This is a genomic window from Pseudomonas sp. FW305-E2 (assembly GCF_058782925.1).
On record NZ_JBYSYE010000036.1, the window covers coordinates 44,801 to 62,353 of the forward strand.

Annotated in this window: 11 protein-coding genes; 3 read left to right on the forward strand and 8 right to left on the reverse strand. The window is 62.8% G+C overall.

All coding sequences use genetic code 11. From position 1 onward, the window contains the following. Positions 1-110 precede the first annotated feature (110 nt). From AC3WLP_RS21665 to tpx, 5 genes are all read right to left on the reverse strand, one after another. Positions 111-1,601, reverse strand: a complete 1,491-nt coding sequence (locus tag AC3WLP_RS21665) for an efflux transporter outer membrane subunit (protein WP_012052084.1) — start codon at positions 1,599-1,601, stop codon at positions 111-113. Further along, positions 1,598-4,705: an efflux RND transporter permease subunit gene (locus tag AC3WLP_RS21670; RefSeq protein ID WP_003247741.1), complete on the reverse strand. Its 3,108-nt coding sequence runs from the start codon at positions 4,703-4,705 to the stop codon at positions 1,598-1,600. The genes AC3WLP_RS21665 and AC3WLP_RS21670 overlap by 4 nt, the downstream gene beginning before the upstream one ends. Further along, on the reverse strand, positions 4,702-7,800 hold the full coding sequence (locus tag AC3WLP_RS21675; RefSeq protein WP_088512717.1) for an MdtB/MuxB family multidrug efflux RND transporter permease subunit: 3,099 nt from the start codon (positions 7,798-7,800) through the stop codon (positions 4,702-4,704). Before AC3WLP_RS21675 ends, AC3WLP_RS21670 begins: the two co-directional genes overlap by 4 nt. Further along, positions 7,797-9,104, reverse strand: a complete 1,308-nt coding sequence (locus tag AC3WLP_RS21680) for an MdtA/MuxA family multidrug efflux RND transporter periplasmic adaptor subunit (RefSeq protein ID WP_088512718.1) — start codon at positions 9,102-9,104, stop codon at positions 7,797-7,799. The genes AC3WLP_RS21675 and AC3WLP_RS21680 overlap by 4 nt, the downstream gene beginning before the upstream one ends. Positions 9,105-9,451: 347 nt before the next feature. Next, positions 9,452-9,952: a thiol peroxidase gene (gene tpx, locus AC3WLP_RS21685; RefSeq protein ID WP_012052082.1), complete on the reverse strand. Its 501-nt coding sequence runs from the start codon at positions 9,950-9,952 to the stop codon at positions 9,452-9,454. Between the two features lie 425 nt (positions 9,953-10,377). Here tpx and AC3WLP_RS21690 point away from each other — a divergent pair, with 425 nt between their 5' ends. After that, a complete protein-coding gene (locus AC3WLP_RS21690; RefSeq protein WP_017148288.1) occupies positions 10,378-11,565 on the forward strand; it encodes a Bcr/CflA family efflux MFS transporter in 1,188 nt (395 codons plus the stop codon). A gap of 71 nt (positions 11,566-11,636) precedes the next feature. Here AC3WLP_RS21690 and AC3WLP_RS21695 read toward each other — a convergent pair whose 3' ends face one another. From AC3WLP_RS21695 to AC3WLP_RS21705, 3 genes are all read right to left on the reverse strand, one after another. Beyond that, complete coding sequence (locus AC3WLP_RS21695) at positions 11,637-12,917, reverse strand: serine/threonine transporter (RefSeq protein ID WP_003247731.1); 1,281 nt, start codon at positions 12,915-12,917, stop codon at positions 11,637-11,639. 384 nt (positions 12,918-13,301) lie between these two features. Beyond that, complete coding sequence (locus tag AC3WLP_RS21700) at positions 13,302-14,498, reverse strand: amino acid aminotransferase (protein ID WP_003247729.1); 1,197 nt, start codon at positions 14,496-14,498, stop codon at positions 13,302-13,304. Positions 14,499-14,661: 163 nt separating this feature from the next. Beyond that, entirely contained in the window at positions 14,662-15,687 is a 1,026-nt protein-coding gene (locus AC3WLP_RS21705) for an Ldh family oxidoreductase (protein ID WP_012052079.1), read from the reverse strand. Between the two features lie 142 nt (positions 15,688-15,829). Between AC3WLP_RS21705 and AC3WLP_RS21710 the strand changes: the two genes are divergently transcribed. Then, complete coding sequence (locus AC3WLP_RS21710) at positions 15,830-16,702, forward strand: MurR/RpiR family transcriptional regulator (protein ID WP_012052078.1); 873 nt, start codon at positions 15,830-15,832, stop codon at positions 16,700-16,702. Positions 16,703-16,724: 22 nt separating this feature from the next. After that, the gene (locus tag AC3WLP_RS21715; RefSeq protein WP_012052077.1) at positions 16,725-17,477 is read left to right on the forward strand and encodes a transporter substrate-binding domain-containing protein; all 753 of its coding nucleotides are present in this window, start codon (positions 16,725-16,727) and stop codon (positions 17,475-17,477) included. Positions 17,478-17,553 lie beyond the last annotated feature (76 nt).

The window sequence follows — 17,553 nt, forward strand, 5'->3', positions numbered from 1 at the left end:
CAGGGGGCCCGACAAAAGCTGACGATTGTACTCAAGCTTAAGCGAAACGCACGGGGTTTTTGCGAATGGGAATGGATCCAATAACCGCAGCCTACCCCCTCTGCGTTCGGTCAATTCTGCTCGGCAAACGCCTGTTCTGCATCCCAGCCGCCGCCCAACGCAGCCACCAGTTGCACGCTGGCCACCAGGCGCCCTTGCAGCAGGTTCAGCACACTGCGCTCGTTGCTCAGCGCCGTGGTTTGCACGTTGACCACATCCAGATAGCCGATCAGCCCGGCACGGTACTGGTTTTCGGTCAGGCGCAACGACTCCCGGGCGGCGTCAAGCGCCTCTTGGCGCACCACGGCTTCATCGCCATACACCTTCAGTTGAACCAGCAGGTTTTCCACTTCCTTGAAGCCGTCCAGCACGGTCTGGCGGTACTGCGCCACCGTCTGGTCATACACGGCCACCGTGCGGTCGACCTCGGCGCTGCGTTTGCCGGCGTCGAACAGGGTCAGCGCCAACTGCGGGCCTACCGACCAGTAGCGGTTGGGCAACTCGATCCAGTTGCTGAAGCTGCTGCTGGAATAACCACCACTCATGCTCAGGCTGAGGTCCGGGAAGTAGGCTGCCCGCGACACCCCGATGTTGGCGTTGGCCGCCATCACGTTGCGTTCGGCCGCAGCGATGTCCGGACGCCGCTCCAGCAGCTGCGAAGGCAGCGAAACCGGTATTTGCGGCAACGCTGGAATCGCCTTGCTGTCGGCCAGGGCGAAGTCGGCAGGTGTCTTGCCCAGCAGCACGGCGATGGCGTTTTCGAACTGCGCACGCTGCCAGATCAGGTCAATCAGGTCAGCCTGGGTGCTTTTGAGCTGCGTACGGGCCTGGGCCACGGCATCCGGGCCGGCGACACCGGCGCGGTACTGGTTTTCGTTCATTCGCAGCGAGCGCTCATAAGCCGCCACGGTGGCTTCCAGCAAGCGCTTCTGCTCATCGATCACCCGCAATTGCAGGTAGTTCTGCACCAGCTCCGACTGTTGGCTCAAGCGGATCGACGCAAGGTCGGCGAAACTCGCTTCGGCACTGGCCTCGTTGGCATTCAGGGTTTCGCGCAGCTTGCCCCACAGGTCGATCTCCCAGCTCACGCCCAACTGCGCGTTGTAGGTGTTGCGAATGCCGCTGCTGTTATTGGACAGGCTGGAACTGGAGCTGCCGGTGCCCTGCGCCGAACGGTTCTTGCTGGCGCTCAGGTCCAGGCTGGGGAACAGCGCCGCACGGCTGCTGCGCACCAGCGCCTGGGCCTGGCGGTACTGGGCTTCTGATTGCGCCACGGTCTGGTTGCTGCGGTTAAGCTCTTCGACCAGCGCGTTGAGCCCGGCATCACCGTAGATTTCCCACCAGGCGCCACGGGCGATGGCGTCGGACGGCGAGGCCTGGGTCCAACCTTCGGCATGCTTGAACTGCGCCGCCGTGCTGTTCAGCTCGGGGCGATGGTAGTCCGGGCTCAGGGTACAGGCACTGAGCAAGGCCACGCACAACCCGGCACCAAGCAGGCGCGAGCCACGGCCACGGGTCAGTGCCTGCAGGGCACGGTGAAGTGGGGTCTGGGCAAAAGTCATAGCGGGGTTTCCAGGGCGGCGTCGGTGCGCACGCCGCGCCAACGGTTGAAACGGTGGCGCAGGCGGTCCAGGTACAGGTAAACCACCGGCGTCGTATAAAGGGTGAGGATCTGGCTGAACACCAGGCCACCGATGATGGTCAGGCCCAGCGGCTGACGCATTTCTGCGCCTTCAGCCTGGCTCAGCAGCAACGGCAATGCGCCAAGGATCGCTGCCAGGGTGGTCATCAGGATCGGCCGCAGGCGCAGCAGGCAGGCCCGGCGGATCGACTCTTCCGGCGAAAAGCCCTGATGGCGCTCCAGCTGCAAGGCCAGGTCGATCATCAGGATGGCATTCTTTTTCACCACCCCGATCAACAGGAACAGCCCCAGCAACGAGATCAGGCTGAACTCGCCACCGGTGACGTACAGCGCCAGCAAGGCCCCGACGCCCGCCGAAGGCAGTGTCGAGAGAATGGTCAGCGGGTGAATGTAGCTTTCATACAGAATACCCAGCACCAGGTACACCAGCAGCAGTGCGCCAAGGATCATGAATGGCTGGCCCTGCTGGGTCTGGGCAAAGGCATCGGCAGTGCCGCCGAGCTTGGCAATCACCTCCTCGGGCAGCCCCAGTTTGGCCACCGCGCGCTCCAGTGCCGCCATGGCCTGATCGGGGCTGTAGCCCTCGGCGACGTCGAAAGCGATGTCTTCCGAGGCGAACTGGCCTTCGTGGCTGACCCGGTCGTTGGCCAGGCTGTTCTCGTAGTGGGCGATGGTCGACAGCGGTACCCGGGCGCCGTCGGCGGTGATCACCTGCACTTGCTCCAGCGTGCTCGGGTCCCAGGCGTATTTCGGGTTGATCTCGAGCACCACCTGGTACTGGTTGAGGCTGTCGTAGATGGTGGAGATCTGCCGCTGGCTGTAGGCGTTGTTCAGTACTGCGGTGACCATGTCCATGTCGATGCCCAGGCGCTTGGCCTGGTCACGGTCGACCACCAGCGTCACCTGTTGGGTACCGGCACCATCGCGGGCGTCAATGGCGGTCAGCTCAGGCAGTGCACGCAGCGCCGCGACCACCTTGGGGAACCATTCGCGCAACGCCGCCAGGTCGCCACTTTGCAGGGTATACAGGTACTGAGAGGAGGTCTGGTCACGCCCACCGCCACCCAGTTGCAGGTCCTGGTCGGCCATCAGGAACAGGCGCCCGCCGGGCACTTTGGGCAGCTCCTTGCGCAGGCGTTCGATCACCTTCTGCGCATCGATCTTGCGCTCGCTGATCGGTTTCAGGCGCACCAGCACCATGGCGTTGTTGGTACCGCTGTTGCCACCGATGAAACCGGCAACGCTCTGTACTGCCGGGTCGGCCAGCAAGGCGCGGCGGTAGATTTCCATCTTCGGCTGCATCACCGTGAACGACAGGCCGTCGTCACCCCGGATGAAGCCCATCAACTGGCCGGTATCCTGCTGGGGTATCAGCGTCTTGGGCACCACCACGTACAGGGCGATGTTGATGCCGATGGTGGCCAACAGGCTGAGCAGGGTCAGGCGCTTGTGGCGCAGGGCCCAGCCCAGGCTGCGGTCATAGGCAGCAACCATGCGCTGATGCAGCTTGTCGCTCCAGCGCTGCAGGCGTGTCTGCTGGGCCTGGTGCGGCTTGAGCCAGCGGGCGCAGAGCATCGGTGTAAGGGTGAGCGACACCACCAGCGAGACGATGATCGCCGCCGCCAGGGTGATGGAAAACTCCTGGAACAGGTTGCGCACGATGCCGCCCATGAACAGGATGGAGACGAACACCGCCACCAGCGACACGTTCATCGACAGCAAGGTGAAGCCCACTTCCTTGGCGCCCAGGAAGGCCGCCTTCATCGGCGGCTGGCCGTTCTCGATGTGCCTGGAGATGTTTTCCAGCACCACGATGGCATCGTCCACCACCAGCCCGGTGGCAAGGATCAGCGCCATCAGCGACAGGTTGTTGAGCGAGAAACCGCACACGTACATGACTGCGAACGTACCCACCAGCGATACCGGCACCGCCAGGCTGGGGATCAGCGAGGCGCGCAGGCTGCCGAGGAACAGGTAGACCACCAGGATCACCAGCACCACGGCGATCAGCAGGGTGTGCTCGGCCTCTTTGAGGGTGGCCTTGATCACGGGCGAGCGGTCCATGGCCACGTTCAGTTGCACGCTGGCGGGCAGCAACGACTGCAGTGCCGGTAGCTGCGCCTTGATCTGGTCGACCGTTTCGATGATGTTGGCGCCGCTCTGGCGGTTGACCACCAGCAACACCGCTGCCTGGTCGTTGAAGAAGCCGCTGTTGTAACGGTTTTCAACGCCGTCGGTGACAGTCGCCACGTCAGACAGGCGCAGAATGGTGCCGTTCTGCTGGCGAATCACCACCGGCTCGTAATCCTTGGCGCTTTCCAGCTGGTCGTTGGCCCGCACCTGCCAGTTGCGCTCGGTGTCCTCGACAAAGCCCATGGGCCGGCGCTGGTTGGCGTTGGACACGGCGGTGCGCACTTCGTCCAGCGACAGGTTGTACTGGTTGAGCAGTTGCGGCTCGACGGCAATGCGCACGGCCGGCAGCGAACTGCCGCCGATCTGCACCTCCCCTACCCCCGATACCTGAGCCAGGCTCTGTGAAAGGATGGTGTCGGCCAGGTCATACAGCTGGCCCTTCTGCAACACATCCGAGGTCAGCGACAGCACCATGATCGGCGCCTGCGACGGGTTGATCTTCTTGTAGGTGGGCATGCTACGCATGCCACTGGGCAACAGGTTGCGGGTAGCGTTGATCGCCGCTTGCACCTCACGGGCTGCGCCATCGATGTCACGGCCCATCTCGAAGCCGATGATTACCCGTGTCGACCCCTGGTTGGAGCTGCTGGTGAGCGTGGTGACGCCGGCGATGCTGCCCAGCTTGCGTTCCAGCGGTGTGGCCACGGTGGACGCCATGACCTCGGGGCTGGCACCAGAGAGGTTCGCCGACACCACGATCACCGGGAAGTCCATTTGCGGCAGTGGCGCCACCGGTAGCAAGCCAAAGCTGACCCCACCCAGCAGCATGATTGCCAGGCTCAACAGCATGGTCGCCACCGGGCGACGGATGAAAGGCCCGGACAGGTTCATGCCTGGGCCTGCTTCACGTCAGTGGCCGGGCGCAGGCGGCGGGCCAGGCGATCGAAGTACAGGTAGATGACCGGGGTGGTGAACAGCGTCAGCACCTGGCTGACCAGCAACCCGCCGACCATCACCAGGCCCAGTGGCTGGCGCAGCTCGGCACCGGAACCGGTGGCAAGCATCAGCGGCACCGCACCAAACAGCGCGGCCAGGGTGGTCATCAGGATCGGCCGGAAGCGCAGCAGCGCCGCCTGGTAGATGGCATCGCGCGGGCTCATGCCCTGATGGCGCTCGGCCTCCAGGGCGAAGTCGATCATCATGATCGCGTTCTTCTTGACGATACCGATCAGCAGGATGATGCCGATGATGGCGATCATGCCCAGGTCGTTACCGCTGATGAGCAAGGCCAGCAAGGCGCCGACCGCCGCTGACGGCAGGGTCGAGAGGATGGTGATCGGGTGGATGTAGCTTTCGTACAGCACCCCCAGCACGATGTACATGGTCACCACCGCCGCCAGAATCAGCAGCAAGGTGCTCGACAACGATGCCTGGAAGGCCTCGGCCGCACCCTGGAAGCGGGTTTGCACACCCAGCGGCATGCCGATGTCCTGCTGCACCTGCTCGATCACCTGCACGGCTTCGCCCAGCGACGCGCCGTGAGCCAGGTTGAACGACAAGGTCACTGCCGGGAACTGGCCGATGTGGGAAATAGCCAGCTGGGCTTGACGCTGCTCGATCCGCGCCAGCGCCGAAAGGCGCACCTGGCCGCCATCGGTGGCCTTGACGTGGATCGACTCCAGCGCCTGCGGGCCGATCGTTGCGGCGTCCTTGGACTGCAACACCACGCGGTACTGGCTGGCCTGCGTGTAGATGGTCGAGATCTGCCGCTGGCCGAAGGCGTCGTACAGGGCATTGGTGATCTGCGACACGCTGATCCCCAGGCGGCTGGCCATGTCACGGTCGATGACCAGGTACACCTGCAAGCCCTTGTCCTGCAGGTCGCTGGCCACATCGGCCAGTTCCGGGCGCTGCTGCAGCGCCTGCACCAGCTTGCCACTCCACTGCGCCAGCAGGTCGGCGTCCGGCGACGACAGGCTGAACTGATACTGGGTCCGGCTGACCCGGTCCTCGATGCTCAGGTCTTGCACCGGCTGCATGAACAGGCGGATGCCCACCAGCCGGTCGACCTGCGGCTGCAGGCGGCTGATCACTTCGCTGGCGCTGACATCGCGCTCGCCGTGGGGCTTGAGGTTGATCAGCAGGCGACCACTGTTGAGCGTGGCGTTGTCGCCGTCTACGCCAATGTAGGACGACAGGCTTTGCACGGCCGGGTCTTGCAGGATGACCTTGCTCAGGGCCTGCTGACGTTCGCTCATGGCGGCGAACGAGGTGGACTGCGGCGCTTCGGAAATACCCTGGATCACCCCGGTGTCCTGCACCGGGAAGAAGCCCTTGGGCACGACCATGTACAGAAACACCGTGAGCACTAGGCTGGCCACCGCCACCAGCAAGGTCAGCGGCTGATGCTTGAGCACCCACTGCAGGGCGCTGCCGTAGTGCTTGATCAGCCAGTCGATCCAGACGCCACTGGCACGGTAGAAGCGGCCTTGTTCTTCTTCCTTGGGCTCGCGCTTGAGCAGACGCGCGCACATCATCGGTGTCAGGGTCAGGGACACCACCAGGGAAATCAGAATGGCCACTGCCAGCGTGATGGCGAACTCGCGGAACAGGCGACCGACCACGTCCGCCATGAACAGCAACGGGATCAGTACCGCAATCAGCGAGAAGGTCAGCGAAATCAGGGTGAAGCCAATCTGCCTGGCACCCTTGAGCGCCGCCTGCATAGGCGTCTCGCCCTCTTCGATATGCCGGGAGATGTTCTCCAGCATGACGATGGCATCATCGACCACAAAGCCGGTGGCGATGGTCAGGGCCATGAGTGTCAGGTTGTTGACCGAGAACCCGGCCAGGTACATGACCCCGAACGTCCCGATCAGCGACAGTGGCACGGCAATCGACGGGATGAGGGTGGCGCTGAAGCGGCGCAGGAAAACGAAGGTGACCATCACCACCAGAACGATGGCGATCAGCAGTTCGTGCTGCACGTCCTTGACCGCGGCACGAATGGTCTGGGTGCGGTCGGTCAGCACCGAGACATCGAGGCCGGCCGGCAGGTTGTCGGTGATCGACGGCAGCAGGCCCTTGATGCGGTCGACCACTTCGATCACGTTGGCGCCCGGCTGACGCTGGATGTTCAGCAGCACAGCATGGTTCTCGTTCGCCCAGGCGGCCAGCCGCTCGTTCTCGGCGCCGTCGACGATTTCGGCCACATCTTTCAGACGCAGCGGCGCACCGTTGTTGTAGGCCAGGATCAGGTTGGCGTATTCCTCGGGAGAACGCAGCTGGTCGTTGGCATCGAGCATCGACACCCGGGTCGGGCCGTCGAAGTTGCCTTTGGGCTGGTTGACGTTGGAGGCACCGATCAGCGTGCGCACGTCATCCAGATTCAAGCCATTGGCCGCCAGGGCGTCGACGTTGACCTTGATGCGTACCGCCTGGCGCTGGCCACCGGCAATGCTGACCATGCCCACGCCGCTGATTTGCGCAAGCTTTTGCGCCACGCGGGTATCGACCAGGTCGTTGAGCTTGGGCAGCGGCATGGTCTTGCTGGAGATGGCCAGGGTCAGCACAGGGGTGTCGGCCGGGTTGACCTTGTTGTACACCGGCGGTGCCGGCAGGTCACTGGGCAGCAGGTTGCTGGCGGCGTTGATCGCGGCCTGCACCTGTTGCTCGGCAACGTCCATGTTCATGTCGAGGTTGAAACGCAGGGTCAGCACCGACGCACCGCCAGAACTGGTCGAGGCCATCTGTTCCAGGCCCGGCATCTGGCCGAACTGGCGCTCCAGTGGCGCGGTGACGGCGCTGGTCATCACCTGCGGGCTGGCGCCGGGGTACAGGGTCATGACGCGAATGGTCGGGTAATCCACCTGCGGCAAGGCGGAAACCGGCAGCAACTTGTAGGCGATCAGGCCTGCCAGCACGATGGCCAGCATGCTCAGCGTGGTGGCGACCGGGCGCAGGATGAACAGGCGCGAGAGGTTCATGCGCCCGCCTTGCCTGCTGCGTTGCCAGGTTGTGCTTCATCTGTTTGCGCCGCGCCCTTGGCTTCCTGCCCTTGCAGGTGCTGGCCCGGGGTGGTCGGCACTTGCGAGCTGTCTTCGACCACTTCCACCTGGGTGCCTTCGCGCAGGCGGTCGGTGCCTTCCAGCACCAGGCGATCGCCGGCCTTCAAGCCGTCGAGAATGACGCTGTTCTCGCCATCGCTGGCGCCCACCTTGAGCTTGCGGACATTGACGGTGCTCTTCTCGTTGACCACATAGGCAAAGGTGCCATCGTTGCCAAACTGGATGGCCGCGGCCGGGGCCATGACCACCTGCTTGAGGGTGTCGGCCAGCAAGCGCACGTTGACGAACTGGTTGGGGAACAGGGCCAGGTCCTTGTTCTCGAAGCGGCCTTTGAACTTCAGCGTGCCGGTGGTGGTGTCGATCTGGTTGTCGATGCTGCCCAGCACACCGGTGGACTGCAGCTTGCTGTCACCGCGGTCCCAGGCCTCGACCGGCAGGGTGGCGCCACTGCGGTAGCGCTCCAGCACAGTGCTCAGTTCGGTTTCCGGCAGGGTGAAGGCGACGTTGATCGGCTCGGTTTGGGTGATGACCACCAGCGCGGTGGTGTCGTTGGCGGCCACCAGGTTGCCCAGATCGAGCTGGCGCAGGCCCACACGGCCACTGATCGGCGCACGGATCTGGGTGAAATCGAGGTTCAGGCGGGCGTCGTTGACCTGTGCCTGATTGGTCTTGACCAGCCCCTGGAACTGCGCAACCTGGGCTTCGGCAGTGTCCAGGGTTTGCTTGGCGATGCTGTCTTCGGCGTACAGGCCTTTATAGCGGGCCAGGTCGACCTGAGCATTCTTCAACTGCGCCTGGTTCTGCGCCAAGGTGCCTTCGGCCTGCTGCAGGGCGATGCGATAAGGGCGCGGGTCGATTTCGGCAAGCAGGTCGCCAGCCTTGACGCGCTGGCCTTCCTTGAAGTGGATGTTCACCAGTTCGCCAGCCACGCGGCTGCGCACATTGACCGTATTGGTCGCGGTGACCGTGCCCAAGGCTTTGTAGTAGAGGGGGAAGTCGCCTGTCCGCACCGGCACGACACGTACGGGTACCGGGTCACTGGAGCCGCCAAAACCTGGGCGGCCGCCGATCATGCCCATGCCCTTGCCACCGCGCATGCCACTGGCTTCTTTATGCGCAGGCGTCGCTGCGGGCCACAGCCACCAGGCCAGTGCGGCCACCAGCAGCAGGATCAGCAGGCCGACGAGCCAGCGACGAAGGGAACGGGAATTGGACGCTTGCATGGGTTGAACGAACCTTGTTCGGAATGACGACTTGGGGAGGATGAACGATAAGCACTGCCATCGTTTTAGCAAAGGGCCTTTACCAGAGGTTTACCTTTGCCTGACGTTGCCAAGCGGCGGAATTTTAAATGAAAACGGCCCGGAACGTGTTCCGGGCCGTTACAGGGTGTTGCTTGGAGCGGTGGCGAGCCTGAAGGTTCGGTTGCCTGGTCTGGCCCTTTCGCGGGTGAACCCGCTCCTACGGGGATGTCACAGCCTTTGAAACCTGTGCCGCACGTTGTAGGAGCGGGTTTACCCGCGAAGAGGCCATCACAGGCTACAGACGCCCGCCCTGCCCCACGCAATCCTTACTTCAGTACAGCCAGCGCCGCGTCGTAGTTCGGCTCGTCAGCAATTTCGCCAACCAGTTCGCTGTGCAGCACCTTGTCGTTCTCGTCCAGCACCACCACGGCGCGGGCGGCCAGGCCGGCCAGCGGGCCGTCGGCGATGGCTACGCCGTAGTTCTCGAGGAACTCGCGGCCACGCAGGGTCGACAGGTTCTTCACATTGTCCAGCCCTTCGGCGCCGCAGAAACGTGCCTGGGCGAACGGCAGGTCAGCCGAGATGCACAGCACCACGGTGTTGGCGACGTCGTTGGCCTGGGCGTTGAACTTGCGCACCGAGGTGGCGCAGGTCGGGGTATCGACGCTTGGGAAGATATTCAGCACCTTGCGCTTGCCGGCGTAGTCTTTCAGCGACTTGTCAGCCAGGCCTTCACCTACCAGGGAGAAAGCCGGAGCCTGGGCGCCGGCCTGTGGCAGGTTACCGTTGACCTGGACCGGGTTGCCTTTGAGAGTCACTTGAGCCATGACGAAATCCTTATGCGGGGTTTGAAAAGGACACTGAGTTAAGCATGAAGGCAGCCGGGTGCCTATGGGGGCAGGTGAAATTGTTCCATTGCCGGACGATTTTTGTGGACAAAAAATGCCGATAGCCGCGGTTACGGCCAGTTGCCTCACCGTTGCCGAACGCCCATCCCGGCCTCCCACCACAAACTCGCCACACAGTTGGCTAATTGATTGATCTGAGCGGCACAAAGCTGCTTCCAAATTGGCTGCGAAGTTTGTGCCAGAGGCTTTACGACCAAGTTTAATTGCCCCGTATTCATTGAGGTAGAAAATCCTACAACTCTATCGGAAGTTTCGCTACCAAGCTCACCTTGTACATCTTTAGCGTACTGGTTTACTGGATGACGAAAGCTAATTCTTGCAATTCCATTCGAGGAGTTAATGGCATGAACCGCCCCGCGGGTTCGCTTCGGCGCCACCTGTGCTCGACGCTGCTGATTTTGTTATGTCTGCTGGGTGTGTTTCCTCTGGACGTAATCCTCCCATCATTCCCTGCGCTCTCAGATGAGTTTCGGGTCGACACAAAACAGATTGCGTACTCAGTGAGCTTTTTTGCTGTGGGTGTGGCCATGGCGCAAATCGTGGTCGGCCCACTGTCGGATGGCATCGGGCGCAAGCGTTTGTTGCTCGCTGGGTTGAGCGTATCCATTGTGGGAGCGCTCGGTTGCGTATTTTCAACCCACTATGAAACGTTCATGGCCTTTCGCTTGGTGCAGGCCCTGGGTTGCGGCAGCCTCGTGCTAGGCCAGGCGCTTGTGCAGGACCTCTACAGCGGTACACAACGCAATGCCATGCGCATCCTGTTAACAAGCGCGAGCGGGTTGTTCATCTCCCTGTCACCGCTGGCAGGTGCTTTTCTTCAACAGGCTTTTGGCTGGAAGGCAAGCTTTACGGTATTCGTGATCATCGCTGCAATCGTTTCACTTTTATCGTGTGTGCTGCTCCATGACACACCTGCGTCGCGCGACCGGGCGCCAAGCATGTCCAGTTATCGGGCGATGCTGCGAGACACGGACTATCTCGCGCATTCCATGCTCTCCAGCCTCGCCTTTGCCTGCCATTTTTCCTTTATCGTCATAGCGCCCTTGCTGCTGATGGGCAGGCTGGAGCTGACGGCCTATCAATTCTCTCTGGTCTTTATCGGCTATGGGTTGGCATACATCGTCGGCGGCATGGCTGCGACCTACCTGAACAGTCGCGTAAGCCCGCAAGCTCAAATAAAAGCAGGCTTGCTGCTTATAAGTACTGCGGGCATCACCCTTTTGATTTGGGAATGGGTGGCAGGGTTATCTGTGCTGGGGGTTCTACTGCCGATGATTGTCTGTACCACCGGGACAACCCTGGTACGCCCCGCCGCAACGACCCAGGCTTTGGCGCGCTATCCGCGTCAGGCAGGTGCGGCAGCGTCGCTCAACACGACGTTGCTGTTCGCCGGTGCCGGTTTGACGAGCAGTGTGGTCGCAGGTTTGGAAAGCGAGCTACCGGCAGGCTTGGGCGTGCTGTTCGTGGTGGCCAGCCTGTGCGGAGGGTGGCTGCTTGCATGCACCAAGGACGATGGAATGCAACGCTGCTGAAACCTTGATCAGGCAAAAAAATGCCCGGGTGGCGACAAGCGACCCGGGCATTCTTGAATGAAACGGGTGAATCAGCTTACAAGGCCGTACACCACCGAAGTCAGCGCAACCAGGCCGACCACAACGACGAACACATTGGAGGCCGCACCGCTGTACTTGCGCATCGATGGCACACGGCGAATGGCGTACATCGGCATCAGGAACAACAGCACCGCGAGAATCGGGCCGCCGAGCGACTCGATCATGCCGAGAATGCTTGGGTTGAGGGTGGCAACGATCCAGCACACCACCAGCATCAGTGCGGCAACCACGCGGTCCAGGGCCTTGGCGCCTGGGCGCGCACCGGTCTTGGCGATGATGCCCTTCAGGCCTTCGCTGGCACCGATGTAGTGGCCGAGGAACGACTTGGCGATGGCCACGAAGGCGATCAACGGCGCAGCGAACGCGATGGTCGGGTTGCTGAAGTGGTTGGCCAGGTACGACAGGATCGACAGGTTCTGCGCCTTGGCTTCGGCCAACTGGGCGCTGCTCAGGGTGAGCACGCAGCTGAACACGAAGAACAGCACCATCACCACCATCAGCAGGTGGGCACGACGCAGGATCTGGCCGCTGCGCTCGTCGGCGTGCGCGCCGTAACGGCGCTTCTGGTCGACGGCAAAGGCCGAGATGATCGGCGAATGGTTGAACGAGAACACCATTACCGGAATGGCCAGCCACAGGGTGTGCAGGAAGGCCGAGGCCGGCGGCACCTCTGTGGCGCTGTCGAGAATGCCACCGGTCCAGTGCGGCACCAGGTACAGGCCCAGCAACGCCAGCGCAACGATGAACGGGTAGACCAGCAGGCTCATGACCTTGACCGTGGCCTGCTCCCCGCAGCGCACGATGGCCAGCAGGCCGAGGATCAGCACGAATGACAGGATTGCCCGAGGCGGCGGCTGCATGTGCAGCTGGTGTTCCATGAAGCTGGACACGGTGTTGGTCAGCGCCACGCTGTAGATAAGCAGGATCGGGAAGATGGCGAAGAAGTACAGCACGGTGATCGAGGCACCGGCGGTGATGCCGAAATGCTCCTTGACCACTTCGGTGATGTCGCTGCCATCGCGCCCGGAAAGGACGAAACGGGTCAGCCCGCGATGGGCGAAATAGGTCATCGGGAAGGCCAGCACGGCCAGGATCAACAGCGGCCAGAAGCCGCCAAGGCCGGCGTTGATCGGCAGGAACAGTGTCCCGGCGCCGATGGCTGTGCCGAACAGGCCCAGCATCCAGGTGGTGTCGTGACGCGCCCAAGTGCCGAGGGCGGCGGGGGTCGATTCTGCAAAGCGTTGTTCAACGCTTGGGGCCTGCTCATTCATTCCGGGTGAAGCTCCACTCGCAAGACTGCAACAGGCTGAGAATGGCGAAATAGACGTTTCGCCCAACTCAACCGGAAAAGAGGGGCGCGATTGTGCACGGAAAGGTTGCACTTGCGAAGCCCTTTTCCGAGGAGCGGTTGCACTTGTCTTTACAAGTGGAAGGCATTGCGGGTGTCGTTCGGTGGAATGTCGCGGCCTGGGGGCCTGTGGGAGCGGCCTGTGGGAGCGGCCTTGCGTCGCGATAGGGCCGCAAAGCGGCCCCAGCAATGTCAGCGGCAAAGCTGCAATCGTGGGGGCGCTCCGCCCCCCTTTCGCGACGCAAGGCCGCTCCCACAAAGTCCAACCGCGCCCCACAGGAGGGGCCGCAGCTGGCCCCTTGGCGAGTTATTTCTGAACGGCAGCGAACGCTTCGGCAACCCGTTGCAGGTTGGCCGGGCGCAGGCCGGACATGCACACACGGCCGCTGTCGATCAGATACACGCCAAACTCGTCACGCAGGCGACGGACCTGCTCGACGCTGAAGCCGGTGTAGCTGAACATGCCGCGCTGGCGTAGGAAGAACTGGAAGTCCTGGCCCGGCAGCAGCACGGCCAGGGCATCGACCAACGCCTGGCGCATGTCGAGGATACGCTTGCGCATCACTTCGACTTCTTCGGCCCACTGGGCATTCAGGCCAGCATCGCTCAGTACGCCGGCAACCAGCTGGGCGCCGAAGTTGGGCGGGCTGGAGTAGTTGCGGCGCACGGTGGCCTTCAGCTGGCCAAGCACGCTCTGGGCAGTGGCCTCGTCATCGCACACCACCGACAGGCCGCCCACCCGCTCGCCATACAGCGAGAAGATTTTCGAGAAGGAGTTGCTGACCAGGCACGGCACGCCGGCACGGGCCATTTCGCGGATAGCGTAGGCGTCTTCTACCAAGCCTTCGGCGAAGCCTTGATAAGCGATGTCGAGGAACGGGATCAGCTGGCGCGCCTTGACCACTTCGACCACTTGTTGCCACTGGTGCTGCTGCAGATCGGCACCGGTAGGGTTGTGGCAGCACGGGTGCAGCAGCACCACGCTGTTGGCCGGCAGGCTCTGCAAGGTGGCCAGCATGCCGTCGAAGTCCACGCCACGGGTGGCCTGGTCGAAGTACGGGTAGGTGTGCACCTTGAAGCCTGCACCTTCGAAGATGGCGCGGTGGTTGTCCCAGGTCGGGTTGCTGACCCAGACTTCGGACTGCGGGAAGTAGCGCTTGAGGAAGTCGGCACCGACCTTCAGGGCGCCGGAGCCACCCACGGTCTGTACGGTGGCCACCCGGCCGCCGGTCACGGCCGGGTGATCAGCACCGAACAGCAGCGCCTGGATGGCTTGGCGGTAGCTGGCCAGGCCTTCCATCGGCAGGTACAGGGAGGCTTCGTGGTCCTGACCGGCAATGCGTTTTTCCACCGCATCCACCGCCGCCAGTTGCGGCACCACGCCGGCCTCATCGTAGTACAGGCCAATACTCAGGTTGACCTTGTCGGCGCGCGGGTCGGCCTTGAAGGTTTCCATCAACGAGAGGATCGGGTCGCCGGCATAGGCATCGACATGTTTGAACACAGCGTGCAGCTCCTTGGATCAGGACGGTACGGAAAGTCAGTGTTGAGCATACCCGCAGAGCGGGCTCAGGAACATCCACTATTGTGCAAGGTTGTCTATGCAACATTGCATGACCGGGGATGAGGGCTGGATTCTTCGCGGGTAAACCCGCGAAGGGGCCAGATCAGCCAAGCAGCTCCTTCAGGCCTTGCAACTCCTGCTCGGTCACCGCCACGCCCTGCTCCTCGGCCACCTCGCGCTCACGGTAGCGCCGCTCGCCCGGCATGCGCGTCAGCCCCACCGCCTGCATGTGCTCCACCAGCTCGCGGCTGCGCTGGGCAAAGCGCTGGCCTTCGGCCTTGCCCGGGTCGATAACGATGATCAACTGCCCGGTCCACGGCGTTTTCGCGCCCGGATGCCCGGACCAATCAAACTCCCAGGAGAAATGACCGCCGGTCAGCGCCGCCGCCAGCAGCTCGACCATCATCGACAACGCCGAGCCCTTGTGCCCGCCGAATGGCAGCAAGGCCCCGCCTTCCAGAATCGCCTTCGGGTCGGTGGTCGGCTGGCCATCGGCATCCACCCCCATGCCCTCCGGCAATGGCTGGCCGGCGCGCGCGGCAATCTGCACATCGCCATGGGCCATGGCACTGGTGGCCATGTCGAAAACGATCGGGTCATGCTCGGCGCAAGGCGCAGCAAAAGCGATGGGGTTGGTACCGAACAGCGGCTTGCGTGCACCATGCGGCACCACGCAGGTCATGCTGTTGACCACGCTGAGGGCTACCAGGCCCTCTTCGGCGAACGGCTCGACATCCGGCCATAGCGCGGCGAAGTGGTGCGAGTTGTGGATCGCCAGCACGGCAATGCCTGCGCTGCGCGCCTTCGCCACCAACAGCTCACGGGCGGCCGCCAGTGCCGGCTGGGCAAAACCACCCGCAGCATCGACACGCACATAGCCGGCGGCCACGTCGCTGACCTGTGGCGTGGCCTGGCCATCGACCCAGCCGCTGGCCAAGGTCGAGACATAACCGGGCATGCGGAACACCCCATGGCTATGGGCGCCATCACGCTGGGCGCTGGCGCAGTTGTGGGCCAGCACCCGGGCCACGGCCTCGCTGCACCCATGGCGCTGGAAAATGGCCTGCAACAGGCTTTGCAGCTCGGTAAAAGGCACGCGCACAACGGTGCTGGTGGAAGGTGCGGACATCTGAAGCTCCTTGTTGATTTTGGAATGGCTACAGCGTTGCAACGACAAAAACTTTCCTTCATGTGACAGCAATCTGTCAAATGTTGACTTGATGACAGAAAACATTCATTTTCTTCCCAAGCCTCACCCCTGGAGCCGCAGCATGAGCCAACTGATCAAGCAACGCCTGGAAAACAGCCTCGAAGGGGCCGCTGCCTCGGGTCGCAAGATCGCCACCTACATGCTTGCCAACCTGCACGAACTGCCGTTCCAGACCTCGGCCAGCATTGCCGCCAAGCTGGGCGTCAGCGAATCCAGCGTCGGGCGCTACTGTCGCTCACTGGGTTATGCCCACCTCAAGGCGCTTAAGCAAGACCTGCAGAACGATCTGGGCGATGGCCCGTGGCTGGTAGGTGATCGTCTGCAAGATTACCGCCAGAACCAGGACGCCAGCGACAACGCCGGCAGCCTGGAGCTGGAAATCGCCGCCCTGGTGCGCGTACACGAATACCGCCAGAGCCCCGCCTGGCACAACGTGGCGCAACGCCTGGCCAGCAAGCCACGGGTGTTCATCGCCGGCTTCCAGACCGAGCGCGGCATCGCCATGTGCATGAGCCACCTGCTGCAATACCTGCGCGATGGCGTGCAACTGGTGGACATCAGCGCCGGGCACTTCGGCGAAGTGCTGCTGGGCCGCGCCGAAGACAGCGCCCTGGTGGTGTTCGAGGCGCGCCGTTATTCCCGCCATGCCCTGATGCTGTGCCAGAAGGCGCGCGAGGCTGGCATTGCGGTCACCCTGGTGACCGACACCTTCTGTGACTGGGCGGATGCCAATGCCGACGAGGTGTTCCGCATCCCCACCGAATTCAACCTGTTCTGGGAATCCACCTCGACGATGCTGTCGTGGGTGCATCTGATGGTCAACGAGGTCTGCAAGAAGCTCGGACCGGATGTTGAAAAACGCTTGGAAGCAACTGCCGCTCTACATAACGAATTCGTCGGCTACACCTCGTGGTCGACGGGCAAACAACAATAGCAAGAGTGCAATGAGGTGCGAGATGAACAAGTCCATGGCCTTGCTGGGTGCGTGCGCCCTGCTGCTGGCGGGTGCCGCCAGCGCTGAAACCCTGCGGTTCGCCACCGAGGGTGCCTACCCGCCCTTCAACTATGTAGACGCCGATAACAAGCTGCACGGCTTCGATGTCGACATCACCCATGCCCTGTGCGAACAGATGAAAGTCGAATGCACGCTGGTGGCGCAGGACTGGGAAGGCATCATCCCCGCCCTGATGGCGCGCAAGTATGACGCGGTGGTGGCATCGATGATCGACACCGAAGAGCGACGCAAGAAGATCGCCTTCACCGACCACTACTACCGCACGCCCCTGACCGTGGCGGTTGCCAAGGACAGCAAGATCGACAGCGCCCAGACCGACTTTGTCGGCTACACCGTCGGTGCGCAATCTTCCTCTACCCAGGCCATCTACGCCGAAGACGTGTACGGCAAGGCCGGTGCCGACGTGAAACTGTACCCGACCATGGACGAAGCCAACGCAGACCTGGCGGCCGGCCGCCTGGACGGCGTGATTGCCGACAAATTCCCGCTGCACGAGTGGATGAACAAGAACGGCGGGGATTGCTGCAAGATCCTTGGCGACGTGGCCGACACCAAGGCCGATGCCGCGATCGCTGTGCGCAAGGACGACGAAGCCCTGCGCCAGCGCCTGAATACCGCGCTGCAACAGATCGTGGCCAACGGCACTTACCAGAAGATCGCCAGCAAGTACTTTGCTTTCGATATCTACAACTGATCTTCAGGAAGTTGTGCGACCACCTTGTGGGGGCGGGGGGGGGGGGGGGGGGGGGGGGGGGGGGGGGGGGGGGGGG